The following is a 15,688-nucleotide window of genomic DNA, read 5'->3' as shown; positions in this document are numbered from 1 at the left end:
GATAAGTTTGTCGGCCCGGTAAGCACAGCGCCACCGGGCACTATCGGCACATTAACGCGTGGCGTTAACCGCCGCGGTCCAGGCCTGGTTAAACGCCTGATGCTGGGAAGCCAGTGGGCCAATCAGCGAGTTGTACTGGCTTGCCTGCTGCGAGGTCGGGAACTGAATGCCGTTCGCCACAAAGCTCACCTGCGTGCCCTGCTGTGCGACAAAATCGCCCACCTGCACCAGCTGCTGGGTGAAGATCTGTGCGGCCGGGATCAGCGGCTGCATCGCAGTCGCAGGCTGGGTCACCACCTTGTTGTACACCTGGTCAAACACAGGTTTCAGATCGTCGCTCTGCTTCAGGGCAGAGTGTGCGGCATCGGCCTGCATTTTGGCGTTTTCAAGCTGCTGGCTCAGGACGCCGAGTGCACCGTTCGCCTGACGCAGCGGCTCGCGCTGAGTCATGTAATCCTGCGGCACGCGGATGGCGTTCACGCTGTCGACAACCGGACGCAGACCTGCATCCATCGCCTGGCTCACCTGCTGTGAATAGCCGTAGATCACCGCATAATCGGAGACGAACGGACCAAACTGCTTTTTCTGATCGGTGGTCAGCGTCGGCAGACGTTCCCCACTCCGCATCGCGGAATTTTGCAGGAAGTCGATAAACGCTTTGCGCTGATCGCCTTCTTTATCGAAACACCCACTCAGGCTAACTACCATCAATAACGCCACCACGGACGCAAACCAGCGAGAGCAGGACTTTCCTGTCGCCATTTTCATACTCCTTCAGCCAAAAAAGCGCAAACTGGCACACACGTGCCTGACGCTGACAAGGATAGTCGAGGTAAGCCTTACAGGATACTCTTTCCTGCATTCCTGGAGGGAAAAGTCACCGGCCTGTCATCATCGCGGAAAAGGTTAGTTATTTATTGCCTTCATCACAATTTATAAGATTTCTCTTCCTCAACATGCATTAGATAACGCCATGAATTAATGGCCGTTTATGCAGTACCATGGCTGTTTCTTCCCCACGCGGTACGATAATCGTACGCATCCCCCGACCAGCACGTTGTTGAACAACGCTCTACGACCAAAGGCAACGCAAAAGCCTGATCGCGGACACGGGACATCACGCCCGCCCTTTTGCGTTTTTTTACTGTCGATTTACAAAAAAAGTGCTGAACAACTTTCCCGTTTCTTTATCAGATAATTAGTTCTGGCGGACATCTGGCTGAAACGCGTCAGGGAAAATATATCGCACGAATAATCACTCCCGTGACAACACCTCATCCTTTTTACTGACTACGCTTAATGAGCTTGCCAAAAATAACAATCTCATTAGGCCCTCCAGAGGAGTTCTCAATGGAATATAAAGATCCGATGTCTGAACTGCTGAGTAGTCTGGAAAACATTGTTTTTAAAGACGATTCACAACGTATTACCCTGACACAAAAGCCCACTGCCTTTACCGAGTTTGAGCAACTGCGTAAAGGCTCCGGTTTAAAGATTGATGATTTCGCCCGCGCAATGGGCGTCAGCGTGAGCATGGTGCAGGAGTGGGAATCAAGACGAGAAAAGCCGACGGCCTCCGAACTGATGCTGATGCGCTTAATTCAGGCAAATCTTGCCGGTAGTAAACAGCCCGTCTGAAAGCATTACCGCTTTATCAGCCCCCGCCAGTACGGGGGTTTTTGTTTTCCGTCAGCAAATACGCTGGCAGGAATCGTTCAAAAATCATCAAAAACAAAATCCAGCGCATTTTTAATGTTCTGCCGCCAGGGGCGCGCATTCATCACTTGATCCCCAATCTGGGCCATCCGCACGCTGGCCATTTCATGGGTCATCACCAGATAGTCTGTCCCTTCAACGTTCAGAATGGGCGTTAAGCGCCGGACAGGCGGTGCGGTTAACCTGCTCACCGGATACAGAGGGATCACGATGCGGGTGTTAAGTTCTTCAATGATGTCGCTTTGAACATCCAGCAAATAAGGGTAGGCCTGACGATTCCCGTTATTACGATAGACAACGTACTGCATCGCTAAAACGTCCTGAAATCATCGGACAGGAGCTCATGCTCATCGGAAATCAGGTTGAGCTCCTGCAGCCCGGCCCGATTTTCCTGTTTCCAGCGTTCATTCCCTGAGGCATCAATCGCCTGCTTCAACGCGTCAGTCAGCACCGCTGAGAGATTGAGTCCCGCATCGCGCGCCTGCTGAAGTAATCCAGGTTCAAGCGTGACGCTCACCGTTTTTTTATGTCGAACATGCACGACTGGCATACCGGCCCCCCTTATTACACGTGTAAACTGCACCTGTCATTATGAGCAAAATTTGCTCACATAACCATTCCACCGCAGTGAAAGGACAGTTGAGCAACAATGCCAGCTCATGCTAACACGCAGGCATACACAGTATGCTGTCGCCAGAGAGAATCTGCGTGGAGGCTCGTAAAAACACGAATATTCCCCCGCGTTGTCGTAAAACCCCAGTCATAAAAAAACCCGCCGAGTGGCGGGTTTCTGACATGCGGAAAACCAATTACTGAAGCAGCGAAATATCCGCAACCTGCAGGAACAGTTCACGCAGCTTAGTCAGCAGCGTCAGGCGGTTGATACGCACGTCTTTATCTTCGGCATTCACCATCACGTTCTCGAAGAACTCGTCCACCGGCTCACGCAGGGCGGCCAGCTCAACCAGCGCTTCCTGATAGCGGCCTTCGGCGAAGAACGGCTGCAGTTTATCGCGCAGGACAACCAGATGGGTCGCCAGCTTGATCTCTGCGGCTTCTTTCAGCACGGAGGCATGAACGGTATCGTTCAGCGTCTCTTCGGATTTTGCGAGAATGTTGGACACGCGCTTGTTGGCTGCCGCCAGCGCCGCCGCTTCTTCCAGCGTACGGAAGTGCGAAACCGCCTTCATGCGCGCATCGAAGTCTGCCGGGCGAGTCGGACGACGCGCCAGCACGGCCTGGATGGTATCGACGCTGAAGCCTTCGTCCTGATACCAGGCACGGAAGCGGCCCAGCATAAAGTCGATGACCTCATCCACAACCTTCGCGTTGGTCAGCTTGTCGCCGTACAGACGCACCGCTTCTTCGGTCAGCGTTTGCAGATCGAGGTTCAGGTTCTTCTCAACGATGATACGCAGTACGCCAAGCGCGGCACGACGCAGCGCAAACGGGTCTTTATCGCCTTTCGGATGCTGGCCAATGCCGAAGATGCCCGCGAGGGTATCCATTTTGTCGGCAATCGCGACAGCGCACGCAACCGGATTAGACGGCAGATCGTCACCCGCGAAGCGCGGCTGATACTGCTCGTTCAGCGCAACGGCCACGTCTTCGGCTTCGCCGTCGTGACGCGCATAGTGCATGCCCATGATGCCCTGAGTGTCGGTAAATTCGAACACCATGTTGGTCATCAGGTCGCACTTGGAGAGCAGACCTGCACGGGTTGCATGATTCACATCTGCGCCAATCTGCCCGGCAATCCAGCCCGCCAGGGCCTGAATGCGGTCAGTTTTGTCACGCAGGGTGCCGAGCTGCTGCTGGAACAGCACGGTTTGCAGGCGCGGCAGGTTGTCTTCCAGACGCTTTTTACGGTCGGTGTTGAAGAAGAACTCCGCATCCGCCAGGCGTGGACGAACCACTTTCTCGTTACCGGAGATAATCTGGATCGGATCTTTGGATTCGATGTTCGACACGAAGATGAAGTTTGGCAGCAGCTTGCCGTCGTTGCCGTAGACCGGGAAGTACTTCTGGTCACCTTTCATGGTGTAGACCAGCGCTTCCGCAGGCACCGCGAGGAATTTCTCTTCGAACTTCGCGGTCAGCACAACCGGCCATTCCACCAGCGAGGTCACTTCTTCCAGCAGGCTTTCGCTCAGATCGGCGTTGCCGCCGATTTTGCGTGCTGCGGCTTCAGCATCCGCTTTGATGGTGGCTTTACGCGCTTCGTAGTCAGCAATAACTTTGCCGCGCTCCAGCAGAATTTGCGGGTACTGATCGGCGTTATCGATGGTGAATTCCGGCTCGCCCATAAAGCGATGGCCGCGGATCACGCGATCGGAGTCGATGCCGAGAATCGTTGCCGGAACAACTTTATCGCCCAGCAGCAGGGTCACGGTGTGAACCGGACGCACGAACTGCACGTCGGACGCGCCCCAGCGCATCAGTTTCGGAATAGGCAGCTTCGCCAGCGACGTCGCTACCATGTTCGGCAGCAGCGCTTCTGCGCTTTCGCCTTTAACATGGGCGCGATACAGCAGCCATTCACCTTTGTCGGTTGCCATGCGCTCGGCCTGGTCTACGGTGATGCCGCAGCCGCGCGCCCAGCCTTCAGCCGCTTTGCTCGGTTTGCCTTCGGCATCAAACGCCGCAGAAACCGCCGGGCCGCGTTTTTCAACTTCGCGATCGGGCTGCGCCGCCGCAAGGCCAGCGACCTTCAGCGCCAGACGGCGAGGAGCAGCGAACCACTCAACGTTGCCGCGGGCAAGACCGGCGTTATCCAGCTCAGCAGTGAAGTTCGCAGCAAAGGATTCCGCCAGGCTGCGCAGGGCTTTTGGTGGCAGCTCTTCGGTGCCGATTTCCACCAGGAAAGTTTTTTCAGACATGGCCGCCTCTTATTTATTCTTGTTGCACATCGGGAAGCCAAGGGCTTCACGGGAAGCGTAATAGGCTTCTGCCACGGCTTTGGTCAGGGTGCGAATGCGCAGAATATAGCGCTGACGCTCGGTGACGGAGATGGCTTTACGCGCGTCGAGCAGATTGAAGCTGTGCGCGGCCTTCAGAATACGCTCATAGGCAGGCAGCGGCAGCGGGTTTTCCAGCGCCAGCAGCTGCTGTGCTTCCTTCTCGTACTGCTCGAAGCAGGAGAACAGGAAGTCGACGTCGGCGTATTCGAAGTTATAGGTGGACTGCTCCACTTCGTTCTGATGGAACACGTCGCCGTAGGTGGTTTTACCCAGCGGGCCGTCGCTCCAGACGAGGTCGTAAACGCTGTCTACGCCCTGAATGTACATTGCCAGACGCTCCAGACCGTAGGTGATTTCGCCGGTCACCGGCTTACACTCCAGGCCGCCAACCTGCTGGAAGTAGGTGAACTGCGTCACTTCCATGCCGTTCAGCCACACTTCCCAGCCCAGACCCCAGGCGCCCAGCGTTGGGTTTTCCCAGTTATCTTCCACGAAGCGGATGTCGTGGATGGTCGGGTCCATACCCAGCTCTTTCAGGGATCCGAGGTACAGCTCCTGAATGTTGTCCGGCGATGGCTTAATCACCACCTGGAACTGATAGTAGTGCTGTAAACGGTTCGGGTTTTCGCCATAGCGACCATCGGTCGGGCGGCGGGACGGCTGCACGTAAGCAGTCGCCATCGGCTCCGGGCCGAGCGCGCGCAGACAGGTCATCGGATGGGAGGTGCCAGCGCCGACTTCCATGTCCAGTGGTTGAACAATGGTGCAGCCCTGACGAGCCCAGTAATCCTGTAAGGTCAGGATCAGGCCCTGGAAAGTCCTGGTATCAAACTTTTGCATATTTTTCGTGCTGGATACGTGTGGAATTAAGGAAGGGTCAAGTATACCCGCTGGCTGCGAGATATACAGTATGAATGACAGTTGTTGCAGGAAAATTGAGGGAATAGTGGGGAAATGACGGGCATTTCCCTCCTGCATCCTCGCTGCTTAGCGCATCGAAAGGTGCAAAAATTGGCCATCAGCATCAAAAGAGCAGACGAAGCTCTCATTCTTCGGCGTATAGCCTTTAAGCTCGTAGCTGCCCTGAAACTGCTCGAAGCCGGTGACGTCAACCTTTTGTGCCCCCGTGTTATAGCGTTCTGCCGCTTTGTCTTTGCAAAGCTGTTCCATATTCAGCGAACGGGTCGAATCGATTTTCGCCCTTTGCGCTTTTTGCTCCGGCGCTTTTGGCGCGCTACACCCTGCAAGTAGCGCAGCCATCAGCAGCGCCAGGAAATACTTCATCATCATTTTTCGTTACGGCCTTATTCTTTGCCTGTTATTGTCACTTTTAAGACTAGAGTGTTTTTCTGACTCTGCATTCTGCGAATCCGTTCCCTGGTCGACAAGCCATCCGCGGTAAACTCAGATTTTTCCAGAGGGACAATGGCCGGACGCGCCGGTCAGACTTTTTTTAGCACCGAACTGAGGAACCGATGTCAGGAAAGATTAGCTGGATTAACAACCTGCGAGGGATTGCCTGCCTGATGGTAGTGATGATCCATACCACCACCTGGTATGTCACCAACGCCCACAGCACCAGCCTGCTCAACTGGGATATCGCCAATCTGCTTAACTCCGCCTCCCGCGTCAGCGTGCCGCTCTTTTTCATGATTTCCGGCTACCTGTTTTTTGGTGAACGCAGCGCCGCGCCGCGTCACTTCCTGCGTATCGGCCTGTGCCTGCTGTTTTACAGCGCCATCGCGCTGGCTTACATCCTGCTGTTCACCCACATCAACGCGGAGCTGTCGCTGAAGCATCTGCTGCAAAAGCCCGTGTTCTATCATCTGTGGTTTTTCTTCGCAATTTTCGTGATTTACCTACTTTCTCCCTTAATTCAGGTGAAAAGCGTCAACGGCTGGATGCTGATGGCATTGATGGTCGTGCTCGGCGTGGTCGCTAACCCCAACACGGTGCCGGTGAAAACGGGCGGATTTGAATGGCTGCCGGTCAATTTGTATATCGACGGCGACACGTTTTACTACGTGCTCTATGGCCTCTTAGGCCGTGCGCTGGGGATGATGAACACCGATAAAAAGCCGCTGACGCTGCTTTGCGCGGGCCTGTTTGTCGCATCGGTCTGGATTATTTCACGCGGTACGCTGCACGAGCTGAAATGGCGTGGCAATTTCGCCGATACCTGGTATCTCTACGCCGGGCCGATGGTGTTTATTTGCGCCGTCACGTTATTCACCTTTGTGAAAAACACGCTGGACAGCCGCGAACTGCCCGGATTAAGCCTCATTTCGCAGCATTCTCTGGGGATTTACGGCTTCCATGCGCTGATCATCCACGCGCTGCGTTCAGGCGGCATTGAGCTGAAAAGCTGGCCGCTGCTCGATATCCTGTGGATTTTCTGCGCCACGGTGGCGGGCAGCCTGCTGCTCTCAATGCTGGTGCAGCGGCTCGACGCTCGTCGGTTGGTGAGCTGACGCCCGGGAACGGGCGCGATGCAGCTGGCGTGCCGAGGTGAACCCTGCCGCCAGCGCCGCCTGTTCCATACCGCGCCCCTGCAACAGCTGCTGTTCAGCGAGCGCCAGCCGGAGCTGCTCCAGATAATCCCGCACGCTGATGCCCAGATGCTGCCTGAACAACCGCGTCAGATGGCGCGGCGTGACGTGCGCCTGCCCGGCAATGTCCACCAGCGGCCAGGCACGTTGTGGAGCTGCGGTTAATGCATCCTGCGCACGGTGAATGGCCGGATGCAGGTGGTTACGGTAGCGCAGCCAGGGCGAAAGCTGCGGGTCATCCCCGGAGCGACGAAACCACACCACCATCTCCCGCGCCACCGCCATTGCTCGTTCCGGGCCGTATAACCGGTTGATAAGATGCAGCGCCAGATCGATACCGGAGGTGATCCCGGCGCTGGTCCAGATGCCTTTATCCTCAATAAAAATGCGGTTCTCTTTAACGATCGCCCCTGGTGCCGCAGCCTTCAGGCGTGAAATCACATCATGATGGGTGGTGCACTGCACGCCGTGCAGCAGTCCGGCTTTCGCCGCCAGCAGCGAGCCGGAACAGACGCACATCAGCGCGATCTCCCGCGCATGCAGCTGCGGCTGCTGGCGCGTCAGCCAACGGCGGGCCAGCTCTGCCTGCGGCGTGGAAAAGAAGTGGTTTGAATCGCAGACGCCGGGCAGCACCAGCAGGCTGCCCGGCGGAAGCCTGTCCGGCAGCGGCTGAATATTGCCCATCGTCATGCCGATGGAGGTGGGTACTTCCACGTCTGGCCCGATGTAGTGCAGGCGAAACGCCTCCCCCGCCAGCACGAACGTTTCTGCCGGGCCGGTCATATCCAGCGACAGCACTCCGGGCAGCATCACGAACCAGACGTCAGTGGTCATAGCGATTCAAGCGTCTCCGCAACGGTTTTGGGGGTGGCAAAGCGCCCGGCCAGCACGGTTTCAGTGCGGTGGCGCAACGTTTCAACATCCAGCGTAACGCCTTTGTGGGTCATCGGGAAGGTCAGCGTCGCTTCGGTAACAAAGGTCACCTCGTAGCCCAGATCGGAAGCCACGCGCGTGGTGGTTTCACAGCACTGTTCGGTGCGCATGCCGCAGATGATCAGATGATTGATGTCGCGGCTGCGTAACCAGAAATCCAGCCCGGTATCGGTAAAAGCATTATGGACGTGTTTGTGGAAAACCACATCAGGCTGATGACGTAAAAAGGACATCGGCTTAACGAAACCACTCTCAAGCGAGAAGACACCCCGATCGTCAACGTGGAAGATATCCACAACGGGCACGTTACGCTGCTGACAGCCTGCAATCAGCGCCAGCATTGACGCCTGGAAGGCAGGAAAATCGGCGGTTTGCCAGAAGGCGCGATGCTCGAAGGACTGCTGGGTATCAATGTTAATTAATGCGGTGCGGGACATAGTCAGACTCCTGTTCGTGTCGGTGTAGAGCCATTGTGGACACGAACAGGCGGCCTGATAAGGTCAAAAAAGGACAGCTAAACGCTGCTTCAGGACATCAGCGGCTTGAGCTGCCGATAAAGCTGGCGGAAGGTTTCGCGACGTGGCGCATAGGCGGCATGCTGCGGCGCATCAGGCTGATGCGTCTGCTCCAGCGTGAGCTGCGGCAGCAGGTCGGTATACGGTTTACCGGAATGCAGGGCAAGCTGAGCAAGGCGCGCGGCACCCAGTGCGGGCCCCACGTCGCCACCGGTACGGTATTCCAGCGCGATACCGCTGATATCCGCCAGCATTTGCCGCCAGTAGGCACTGCGGGCACCGCCGCCAATCAGCGTCACGCTGTCTGGCTTAATGCCGCAGTCGTGAACAACATCCATACCGTCCGCCAGCGCAAAGCCCACACCTTCCAGTACTGCCAGCGCCAGCTCCGCCGGGCCATGTTGATGGGTCAGACCGAAAAAGACGCCCTTCGCATTCGGGTTGTTGTGTGGCGTGCGCTCGCCGGACAGGTACGGTAAAAACCACACCGGATCGGCATTTTTATCTGCCGTTTGTGCGGCAGCCAGCAGTGCAGGAACGTCGCCGATCCCGGTCAGTTTCGCGGCCCAGTCAAGGCATGAGGCTGCACTTAGCATCACCGACATCAGATGCCATCGGCCGGGCAAGGCGTGGCAGAAGCTGTGCACCGCGCTCTCAGGCTTGCTGAGAAAACCGTTGCTGACGGCAAAATAAACCCCCGACGTACCCAGCGATAACATGGCCTGGCCCGCGTCGACCATGCCGACGCCAACTGCACCCGCAGCATTATCGCCACCGCCTGCAACAACGGGCACCGCAGGCATATTCCAGGCCTGGGCTACCGACGGCAAAAGCGCGCCGGTGATGTCGCAGCCCTCAAACAAGGCAGGCATGTTATCGCGCGTTAAGCCGCACGCCTGAAGCATCTCGTCGCTCCAGTCGCGCTTTGCCACGTCCATCCACATCGTGCCCGCCGCGTCCGACATATCGCTGGCGAAATCGCCGGTCATGCGCAGACGAAGATAATCTTTTGGCAACAGCACCTTATCCACTTTGCGGAACACATCTGGTTCATGGCGCTGTACCCACAGCAGCTTCGGTGCCGTAAAGCCAGGCATCATCAGGTTGCCGGTAATTTCCCGCGAGCGAGGGACAGCCTTTTCAAGCATGACGCACTCTTCAGCGCAGCGCCCGTCGTTCCACAAAATGGCCGGACGCAGCACGCGCTGATGCTTATCAAGCAGCGTTGCGCCATGCATTTGCCCGGCAATGCTCAGGGCTTTCACTCCGGCGAGAGAATGCTGAGCGCCTAACGCTTTCATTGCGCTATCCGTAGCCCGCCACCAGCTCTCAGGATCCTGTTCCGACCACAGCGGAAACGGACGCGAGACCGTGAGCTTCTCCGTCTGCGTAGCCAACAAATCACCCTGCTCGCTGAGCAGAATGACTTTTACCCCGGATGTGCCGAGGTCGATCCCGATATACATAGCGGCTTCTCCATAATCAACGTGCCGGGCGGCGCTACGCTTGCACCGGCCTACAGATTTTGTAGGCCCGGTAAGCATCGCGCCACCGGGCGATCGGGTATTACTTATCAAACAGATAATGGTTAACCAGGTTCTCCAGCAGCTCCTGGTGCCCGCTATGGTGCTGCGGAGCAAGACTATGCTGCTCGGCGTATTTTGCAATGTCCGTCAGCGACATCTGCCCTTTCAGGATCTGCTGGCCCAGCTCACCATTCCAGCCCGCATAGCGGCGCGCCACGCGCTTATCCAGCTCACCGTCTTCAATCATGCGGGCCGCCACCTTCAGCGCCAGCGCCATGGTGTCCATAGCACCAATATGACCGTAGAACAGATCATATTTATCTGTGCTCTGGCGACGCACTTTGGCATCAAAGTTCAGGCCGCCGGTGGTAAAACCACCCGCTTTGATAATTTCATACATCACCAGCGCATTTTCTTCCACGCTGTTCGGGAACTGATCGGTATCCCAGCCAAGCTGCGCATCGCCGCGGTTGGCGTCCACTGAGCCGAACAGCCCCAGCGCGATAGCCGTGGCAATTTCATGGTGGAACGAATGGCCCGCGAGCGTCGCGTGGTTGGCCTCGATATTGAGCTTAATCTCTTTTTCCAGACCAAACTGCTTCAGGAAGCCATAAACGGTCGCCGCATCATAGTCGTACTGGTGCTTGGTCGGCTCCTGCGGTTTCGGCTCAATAAGCAACGTGCCGCGGAAGCCAATTTTGTGTTTGTGCTCAACCACCATCTGCATGAAGCGGCCAATCTGTTCGCGCTCCTGGCGCAGGTCGGTATTCAGCAGCGTTTCATACCCTTCACGCCCGCCCCACAGGACGTAGTTTTCGCCACCGAGCTGATGGGTGGCGTTCATTGCCGTCACCACCTGCGTGGCGGCCCAGCTGAACACTTCCGGATCCGGATTGGTGGCCGCGCCTGCGCCGTAGCGCGGATGGGTGAAGCAGTTGGCGGTACCCCACAGCAGCTTCACGCCGCTTTGCTGCTGCTTTTCGGCCAGCACGTCGACCATCTGCGCAAAGTTATTAAGATATTCCTTCAGCGAGGCGCCCTCTGGCGACACGTCTACGTCGTGGAAGCAGTAGTACGGCACGTTCAGCTTGAGGAAGAATTCAAACGCCACGTCAGCCTTACGCTTTGCCAGCGCCAGCGCTTCGCCGGGCTGCTGCCACGGGCGGTCAAACGAGCCCACGCCAAACATATCTGCGCCATTCCAGCAGAAGGTATGCCAGTAGCACGCCGCGAACCGCAGGTGATCTTCCATGCGCTTGCCGAGCACCAGCTCGTCCGGGTTGTAGTGGCGAAAAGCCAGCGGATTTTGCGATGTCGGGCCTTCATAACGAACACGATCGAGTTGGTCGAAATAAGCTTGCATAATTGAACTCCATTAGACGCGGCGAATACCAGGTTGTGCAGTAATACTGTTACCTGATTTGCGGTTGCTCAATTACGTTATTTCACACTGCGATTAAGAGAATCCACAAACGTGCGCTGGCTCGCAAAATATCCGCCACGCTTTTCTTTTACGATCGCGCTTCCATACATCCATGCAACAAAAGGCTGAAACGATTTAAAATTCGATCGCGGTCATAATTCGGAAAATAAACCAAATATCGTAATCAGAAGATAAAAATCTGTAATTGCCATAAATCTCGACCGTGCTAAAAATTTGCAGCGTGTCCATCGTGCTTGTTTCTTTTTTCACCAGTATCACCCCTACGTACCGACAAAAGGCCCTACGATGATGAAAATGAAAAAACTTTGCCTCACGCTTTGCGCCTCGCTGCTGCTGACAAGCTTTGCGGGTATCGCTAAGGAAGTCAAAATCGGCATGGCGATCGACGACCTGCGTCTTGAACGCTGGCAAAAAGATCGTGATATCTTTGTGAATAAAGCCGAATCTTTAGGTGCAAAAGTATTTGTACAATCTGCTAACGGCAATGAAGAAACGCAAATGTCGCAGATTGAAAATATGATTAACCGCGGCGTGGATGTATTAGTCATTATTCCTTACAACGGTCAGGCATTAAGCAACGTTATTAAAGAAGCAAAACAGGAAGGCATTAAAGTGCTGGCCTATGACCGTATGATTAATAATGCTGATATTGATTTCTATATTTCCTTTGATAACGAAAAAGTCGGTGAAATGCAGGCACAAAGCCTCATTAATAAAGTCCCTGAAGGTAACTACTTCCTGATGGGCGGATCACCGGTGGATAACAATGCGAAGCTGTTCCGTGCCGGGCAAATGAAAGTCTTAAAACCGTATATCGACAACGGCAAAATTAAAGTCGTGGGCGATCAGTGGGCCGACGGCTGGCTGCCGGAAAACGCGCTAAAAATCATGGAAAATGCGCTGACCGCCAACAACAACAAAATTGATGCTGTCGTCGCCTCCAACGATGCCACTGCCGGGGGCGCAATCCAGGCGCTGAGCGCGCAGGGCCTGGCAGGGAAAGTCGCCATTTCCGGCCAGGATGCCGACCTGGCTGGCGTAAAACGCATTATTGCGGGCACCCAGACGATGACCGTATATAAACCCATTACTCAGCTTGCCACCACCGCCGCAGAAATTGCGGTTGAGCTTGGCAACGGTCAGCAGCCGAAATCAGACGCCACGCTCAACAATGGCCTGAAAGAAGTGCCCGCGCGCCTGCTCACACCCATTGAGGTCAATAAAACCAATATTGACGCCACCGTGATTAAAGACGGTTTCCACAAAAAGAGTGAACTGTAATTCCGCGGCCCCTCTCAGGAGGGGCATTTGCTTATAACGTGGAACATGACGTGGAGCCGCCATGCCTTATTTACTTGAAATGAAAAGCATCACCAAAACCTTCGGGGTGGTGAAGGCGATAGACAACGTCAGCCTGCGCCTGAACGCCGGGGAAGTGGTTTCCCTGTGCGGCGAGAACGGTTCAGGCAAGTCGACGCTAATGAAAGTGCTGTGCGGTATTTACCCGCACGGCAGCTTCGAAGGTGAGATTATCTTTGCCGGGGAGCCGCTGGAGGCAGGGCACATTCGCGACACTGAACGCCGGGGCATTGCCATCATTCACCAGGAGCTGGCGCTGGTTAAGCATCTGACCGTGCTGGAAAACATCTTTTTAGGCGCAGAGATCACCCGCCACGGGATTCTTGATTACGATCAGATGACCCTGCGCTGCGAAAAGCTGCTCGCCCAGGTCAGTCTTGCCATTTCGCCCGACACACGCGTCGGTGATTTAGGGCTTGGGCAGCAGCAGCTGGTCGAAATCGCCAAGGCGCTGAACAAACAGGTCCGGCTGCTGATTCTGGATGAACCCACGGCCTCGCTCACCGAGCAGGAAACCGCTGTGCTGCTGAATATTATTCGCGACCTGCAAAACCATGGCATCGCCTGCATCTACATCTCCCACAAGCTTAACGAGGTGAAGGCTATTTCCGATACCATCTGCGTGATCCGCGATGGCCAACATATCGGCACCCGGGACGCCACCGGCATGAGCGAAGACGACATCATCACCATGATGGTCGGCCGTGAGCTGACGGCCCTTTACCCGAACGAACCTCACACGCCGGGGGACGAAATCCTCCGTATTGAGCACCTCACCGCCTGGCATCCGGTAAATCGTCATATTAAACGGGTCAATGACATCTCCTTCTCACTACGGCGCGGAGAAATTCTGGGTATCGCGGGTCTTGTCGGTGCGGGGAGAACTGAGGCCGTACAGTGCCTGTTTGGCGTCTGGCGTGGCCGTTGGGAAGGCAAAGTGTTTATCGACGGCAAAGCGGTGAACATCGCTAACTGTCAGCAGGCGATTGCCCACGGCATCGCAATGGTGCCAGAAGATCGTAAAAAAGACGGCATCGTGCCGGTGATGGCGGTGGGGAAAAATATTACCCTCGCCGCGCTCGACCAGTTTTCGGGGCCGCTTAGCGCACTGGACGATGCAGCAGAGCAAAACTGCATCCTGAACTCCCTTTCCCGGCTGAAGGTGAAAACCTCCTCACCGGAGCTGGCGATTGGCCGCCTCAGCGGCGGGAACCAGCAGAAGGCCATTTTAGCCCGCTGCCTGCTGCTTAACCCCCGCATTCTGATCCTCGACGAGCCCACTCGCGGCATCGATATCGGCGCGAAATACGAAATCTACAAACTGATTAATCAACTGGTGCAGCAGGGCATAGCGGTGATCGTCATCTCTTCCGAACTGCCGGAAGTGCTGGGCCTGAGCGACCGCGTGCTGGTGATGCACGAAGGCAAACTGAAAGCGGACCTGGTCAACCATCAGTTGACCCAGGAACAAGTGATGGAAGCGGCCCTGAGGAGTGAACGCCATGTCGAAAAACACGCCGTCTGAACTGAAGCTGGATGCGTCAGCGCCCGCCGCCTTTGCGGGGCTAAAGACGCTTAATTTGCAGGTATTTGTGATGATCGCCGCGATCGTTATCATCATGCTGTTCTTTACCTGGACCACCGACGGCTCGTACCTCAGCGCACGTAACGTCTCGAACCTGCTGCGCCAGACTGCCATCACCGGCATTCTGGCGGTGGGTATGGTGTTTGTGATTATCTCGGCGGAAATCGACCTGTCGGTCGGGTCGATGATGGGCCTGCTCGGCGGCGCGGCGGCAATTTTTGACGTCTGGCTGGGCTGGCCTCTGCCGCTGACGATTATCGTCACTCTGGCGCTGGGCCTGGTGCTCGGTGCATGGAACGGATGGTGGGTCGCCTACCGCAAAGTCCCGTCGTTTATCGTCACGCTTGCCGGGATGCTGGCGTTTCGCGGCATCCTGATTGGTATCACCAACGGCACCACCGTTTCCCCTACCAGCCCGGCGATGTCGCAAATTGGTCAGAGCTACCTGCCGGACGGCGTCGGCTTCATCATCGGCGTTGTCGGGCTGATGGCGTTTGTCGCCTGGCAGTGGCGTGGGCGCATGCGCCGCCAGTCTCTGGGGTTAACGAATTCAGCGTCCACTGGCGTCGTGGGTCGCCAGGCGTTAACTGCGGTGATTGCCCTTGGGGCCATCTGGATGCTGAACGACTATCGCGGCGTGCCCACCCCGGTGCTCATTCTCGCCCTGCTTCTGCTGGCGGGCATGTTTATGGCAACCCGTACGGCGTTTGGCCGCCGCATCTATGCCATTGGCGGCAATCTTGAAGCAGCGCGCCTGTCGGGCATTAACGTGGAGCGCACGAAGCTCGCCGTCTTCGCCATCAACGGCCTGATGGTGGCTATCGCCGGGCTGATCCTGAGCTCACGTCTGGGGGCAGGCTCGCCTTCGGCAGGGAACATTGCCGAGCTGGATGCTATCGCCGCCTGCGTCATTGGCGGCACCAGCCTGGCGGGTGGCGTGGGCAGCGTCGCGGGTGCGGTAATGGGGGCGTTTATTATGTCCGCGCTGGACAACGGAATGAGCATGATGGACGTACCGACTTTCTGGCAATATATCGTTAAGGGCGCCATTTTGCTGCTGGCGGTGTGGATGGACTCGGCCACCAAGCGGCGAGCCTGATC

At 56.3% G+C, this 15,688-nt stretch carries 15 protein-coding genes; 5 read left to right on the top strand and 10 right to left on the bottom strand.

Features of this window, described 5'->3' with window-relative positions; translation table 11 throughout:
* Positions 1–51 precede the first annotated feature (51 nt).
* Complete coding sequence (locus AB1287_RS15615) at positions 52–762, bottom strand: DUF3053 domain-containing protein (protein ID WP_312626827.1); 711 nt, start codon at positions 760–762, stop codon at positions 52–54.
* A 588-nt stretch (positions 763–1,350) separates the two neighbouring features.
* Between AB1287_RS15615 and AB1287_RS15610 the strand changes: the two genes are divergently transcribed.
* Entirely contained in the window at positions 1,351–1,638 is a 288-nt protein-coding gene (locus tag AB1287_RS15610; RefSeq protein ID WP_312626826.1) for an HTH-type transcriptional regulator, read from the top strand.
* A 77-nt stretch (positions 1,639–1,715) separates the two neighbouring features.
* On the opposite strand, the gene AB1287_RS15605 is transcribed toward AB1287_RS15610, so the two are convergent.
* The 5 genes from AB1287_RS15605 to AB1287_RS15585 form a co-directional block, all read right to left on the bottom strand.
* Positions 1,716–2,024, bottom strand: coding sequence for a CcdB family protein (locus AB1287_RS15605; RefSeq protein ID WP_435618363.1), 309 nt, complete (start codon positions 2,022–2,024; stop codon positions 1,716–1,718).
* A 2-nt stretch (positions 2,025–2,026) separates the two neighbouring features.
* Positions 2,027–2,266, bottom strand: coding sequence for a type II toxin-antitoxin system CcdA family antitoxin (locus AB1287_RS15600; RefSeq protein WP_435618362.1), 240 nt, complete (start codon positions 2,264–2,266; stop codon positions 2,027–2,029).
* 259 nt (positions 2,267–2,525) lie between these two features.
* The gene (gene glyS, locus AB1287_RS15595) at positions 2,526–4,595 is read right to left on the bottom strand and encodes a glycine--tRNA ligase subunit beta (protein WP_435618361.1); all 2,070 of its coding nucleotides are present in this window, start codon (positions 4,593–4,595) and stop codon (positions 2,526–2,528) included.
* A gap of 9 nt (positions 4,596–4,604) precedes the next feature.
* The gene (gene glyQ, locus AB1287_RS15590; RefSeq protein WP_004126458.1) at positions 4,605–5,516 is read right to left on the bottom strand and encodes a glycine--tRNA ligase subunit alpha; all 912 of its coding nucleotides are present in this window, start codon (positions 5,514–5,516) and stop codon (positions 4,605–4,607) included.
* A 147-nt stretch (positions 5,517–5,663) separates the two neighbouring features.
* Positions 5,664–5,966, bottom strand: coding sequence for a YsaB family lipoprotein (locus tag AB1287_RS15585; RefSeq protein ID WP_312626822.1), 303 nt, complete (start codon positions 5,964–5,966; stop codon positions 5,664–5,666).
* Positions 5,967–6,151: 185 nt separating this feature from the next.
* Between AB1287_RS15585 and AB1287_RS15580 the strand changes: the two genes are divergently transcribed.
* Positions 6,152–7,147 carry an acyltransferase gene (locus tag AB1287_RS15580; protein WP_435618360.1) on the top strand — a complete coding sequence of 332 codons (996 nt, stop codon included), beginning with the start codon at positions 6,152–6,154 and terminating at the stop codon, positions 7,145–7,147.
* On the opposite strand, the gene AB1287_RS15575 is transcribed toward AB1287_RS15580, so the two are convergent.
* The 4 genes from AB1287_RS15575 to xylA form a co-directional block, all read right to left on the bottom strand.
* The gene (locus tag AB1287_RS15575) at positions 7,103–8,059 is read right to left on the bottom strand and encodes a GlxA family transcriptional regulator (RefSeq protein WP_435618359.1); all 957 of its coding nucleotides are present in this window, start codon (positions 8,057–8,059) and stop codon (positions 7,103–7,105) included. The two genes, AB1287_RS15580 and AB1287_RS15575, sit on opposite strands and share 45 nt — an antisense overlap.
* Positions 8,056–8,595 (bottom strand): isochorismatase family protein, encoded by a 540-nt coding sequence (locus tag AB1287_RS15570; RefSeq protein ID WP_435618358.1) that lies wholly within the window; start codon positions 8,593–8,595, stop codon positions 8,056–8,058. Before AB1287_RS15570 ends, AB1287_RS15575 begins: the two co-directional genes overlap by 4 nt.
* A gap of 89 nt (positions 8,596–8,684) precedes the next feature.
* Entirely contained in the window at positions 8,685–10,139 is a 1,455-nt protein-coding gene (gene xylB, locus AB1287_RS15565) for a xylulokinase (protein ID WP_435618357.1), read from the bottom strand.
* Positions 10,140–10,239: 100 nt separating this feature from the next.
* Complete coding sequence (gene xylA / locus AB1287_RS15560; RefSeq protein ID WP_435618356.1) at positions 10,240–11,562, bottom strand: xylose isomerase; 1,323 nt, start codon at positions 11,560–11,562, stop codon at positions 10,240–10,242.
* 369 nt (positions 11,563–11,931) lie between these two features.
* Here xylA and xylF point away from each other — a divergent pair, with 369 nt between their 5' ends.
* The 3 genes from xylF (at position 11,932) to xylH (ending at position 15,686) form a co-directional block, all read left to right on the top strand.
* Positions 11,932–12,924 (top strand): D-xylose ABC transporter substrate-binding protein, encoded by a 993-nt coding sequence (xylF, locus tag AB1287_RS15555; protein ID WP_435618469.1) that lies wholly within the window; start codon positions 11,932–11,934, stop codon positions 12,922–12,924.
* A gap of 61 nt (positions 12,925–12,985) precedes the next feature.
* Positions 12,986–14,527 (top strand): xylose ABC transporter ATP-binding protein, encoded by a 1,542-nt coding sequence (locus tag AB1287_RS15550; protein ID WP_435618355.1) that lies wholly within the window; start codon positions 12,986–12,988, stop codon positions 14,525–14,527.
* On the top strand, positions 14,505–15,686 hold the full coding sequence (xylH, locus tag AB1287_RS15545) for a xylose ABC transporter permease XylH (RefSeq protein ID WP_435618354.1): 1,182 nt from the start codon (positions 14,505–14,507) through the stop codon (positions 15,684–15,686). Before AB1287_RS15550 ends, xylH begins: the two co-directional genes overlap by 23 nt.
* Positions 15,687–15,688: the final 2 nt, after the last annotated feature.

Origin of the sequence: Scandinavium sp. UTDF21-P1B (genome assembly GCF_040750395.1) — a bacterium.
In the GTDB taxonomy this organism is placed as follows: domain Bacteria; phylum Pseudomonadota; class Gammaproteobacteria; order Enterobacterales; family Enterobacteriaceae; genus Scandinavium.
Note: the sequence above shows the minus strand (reverse complement) of the source record. Positions and strands in the feature narration are given on the sequence as shown.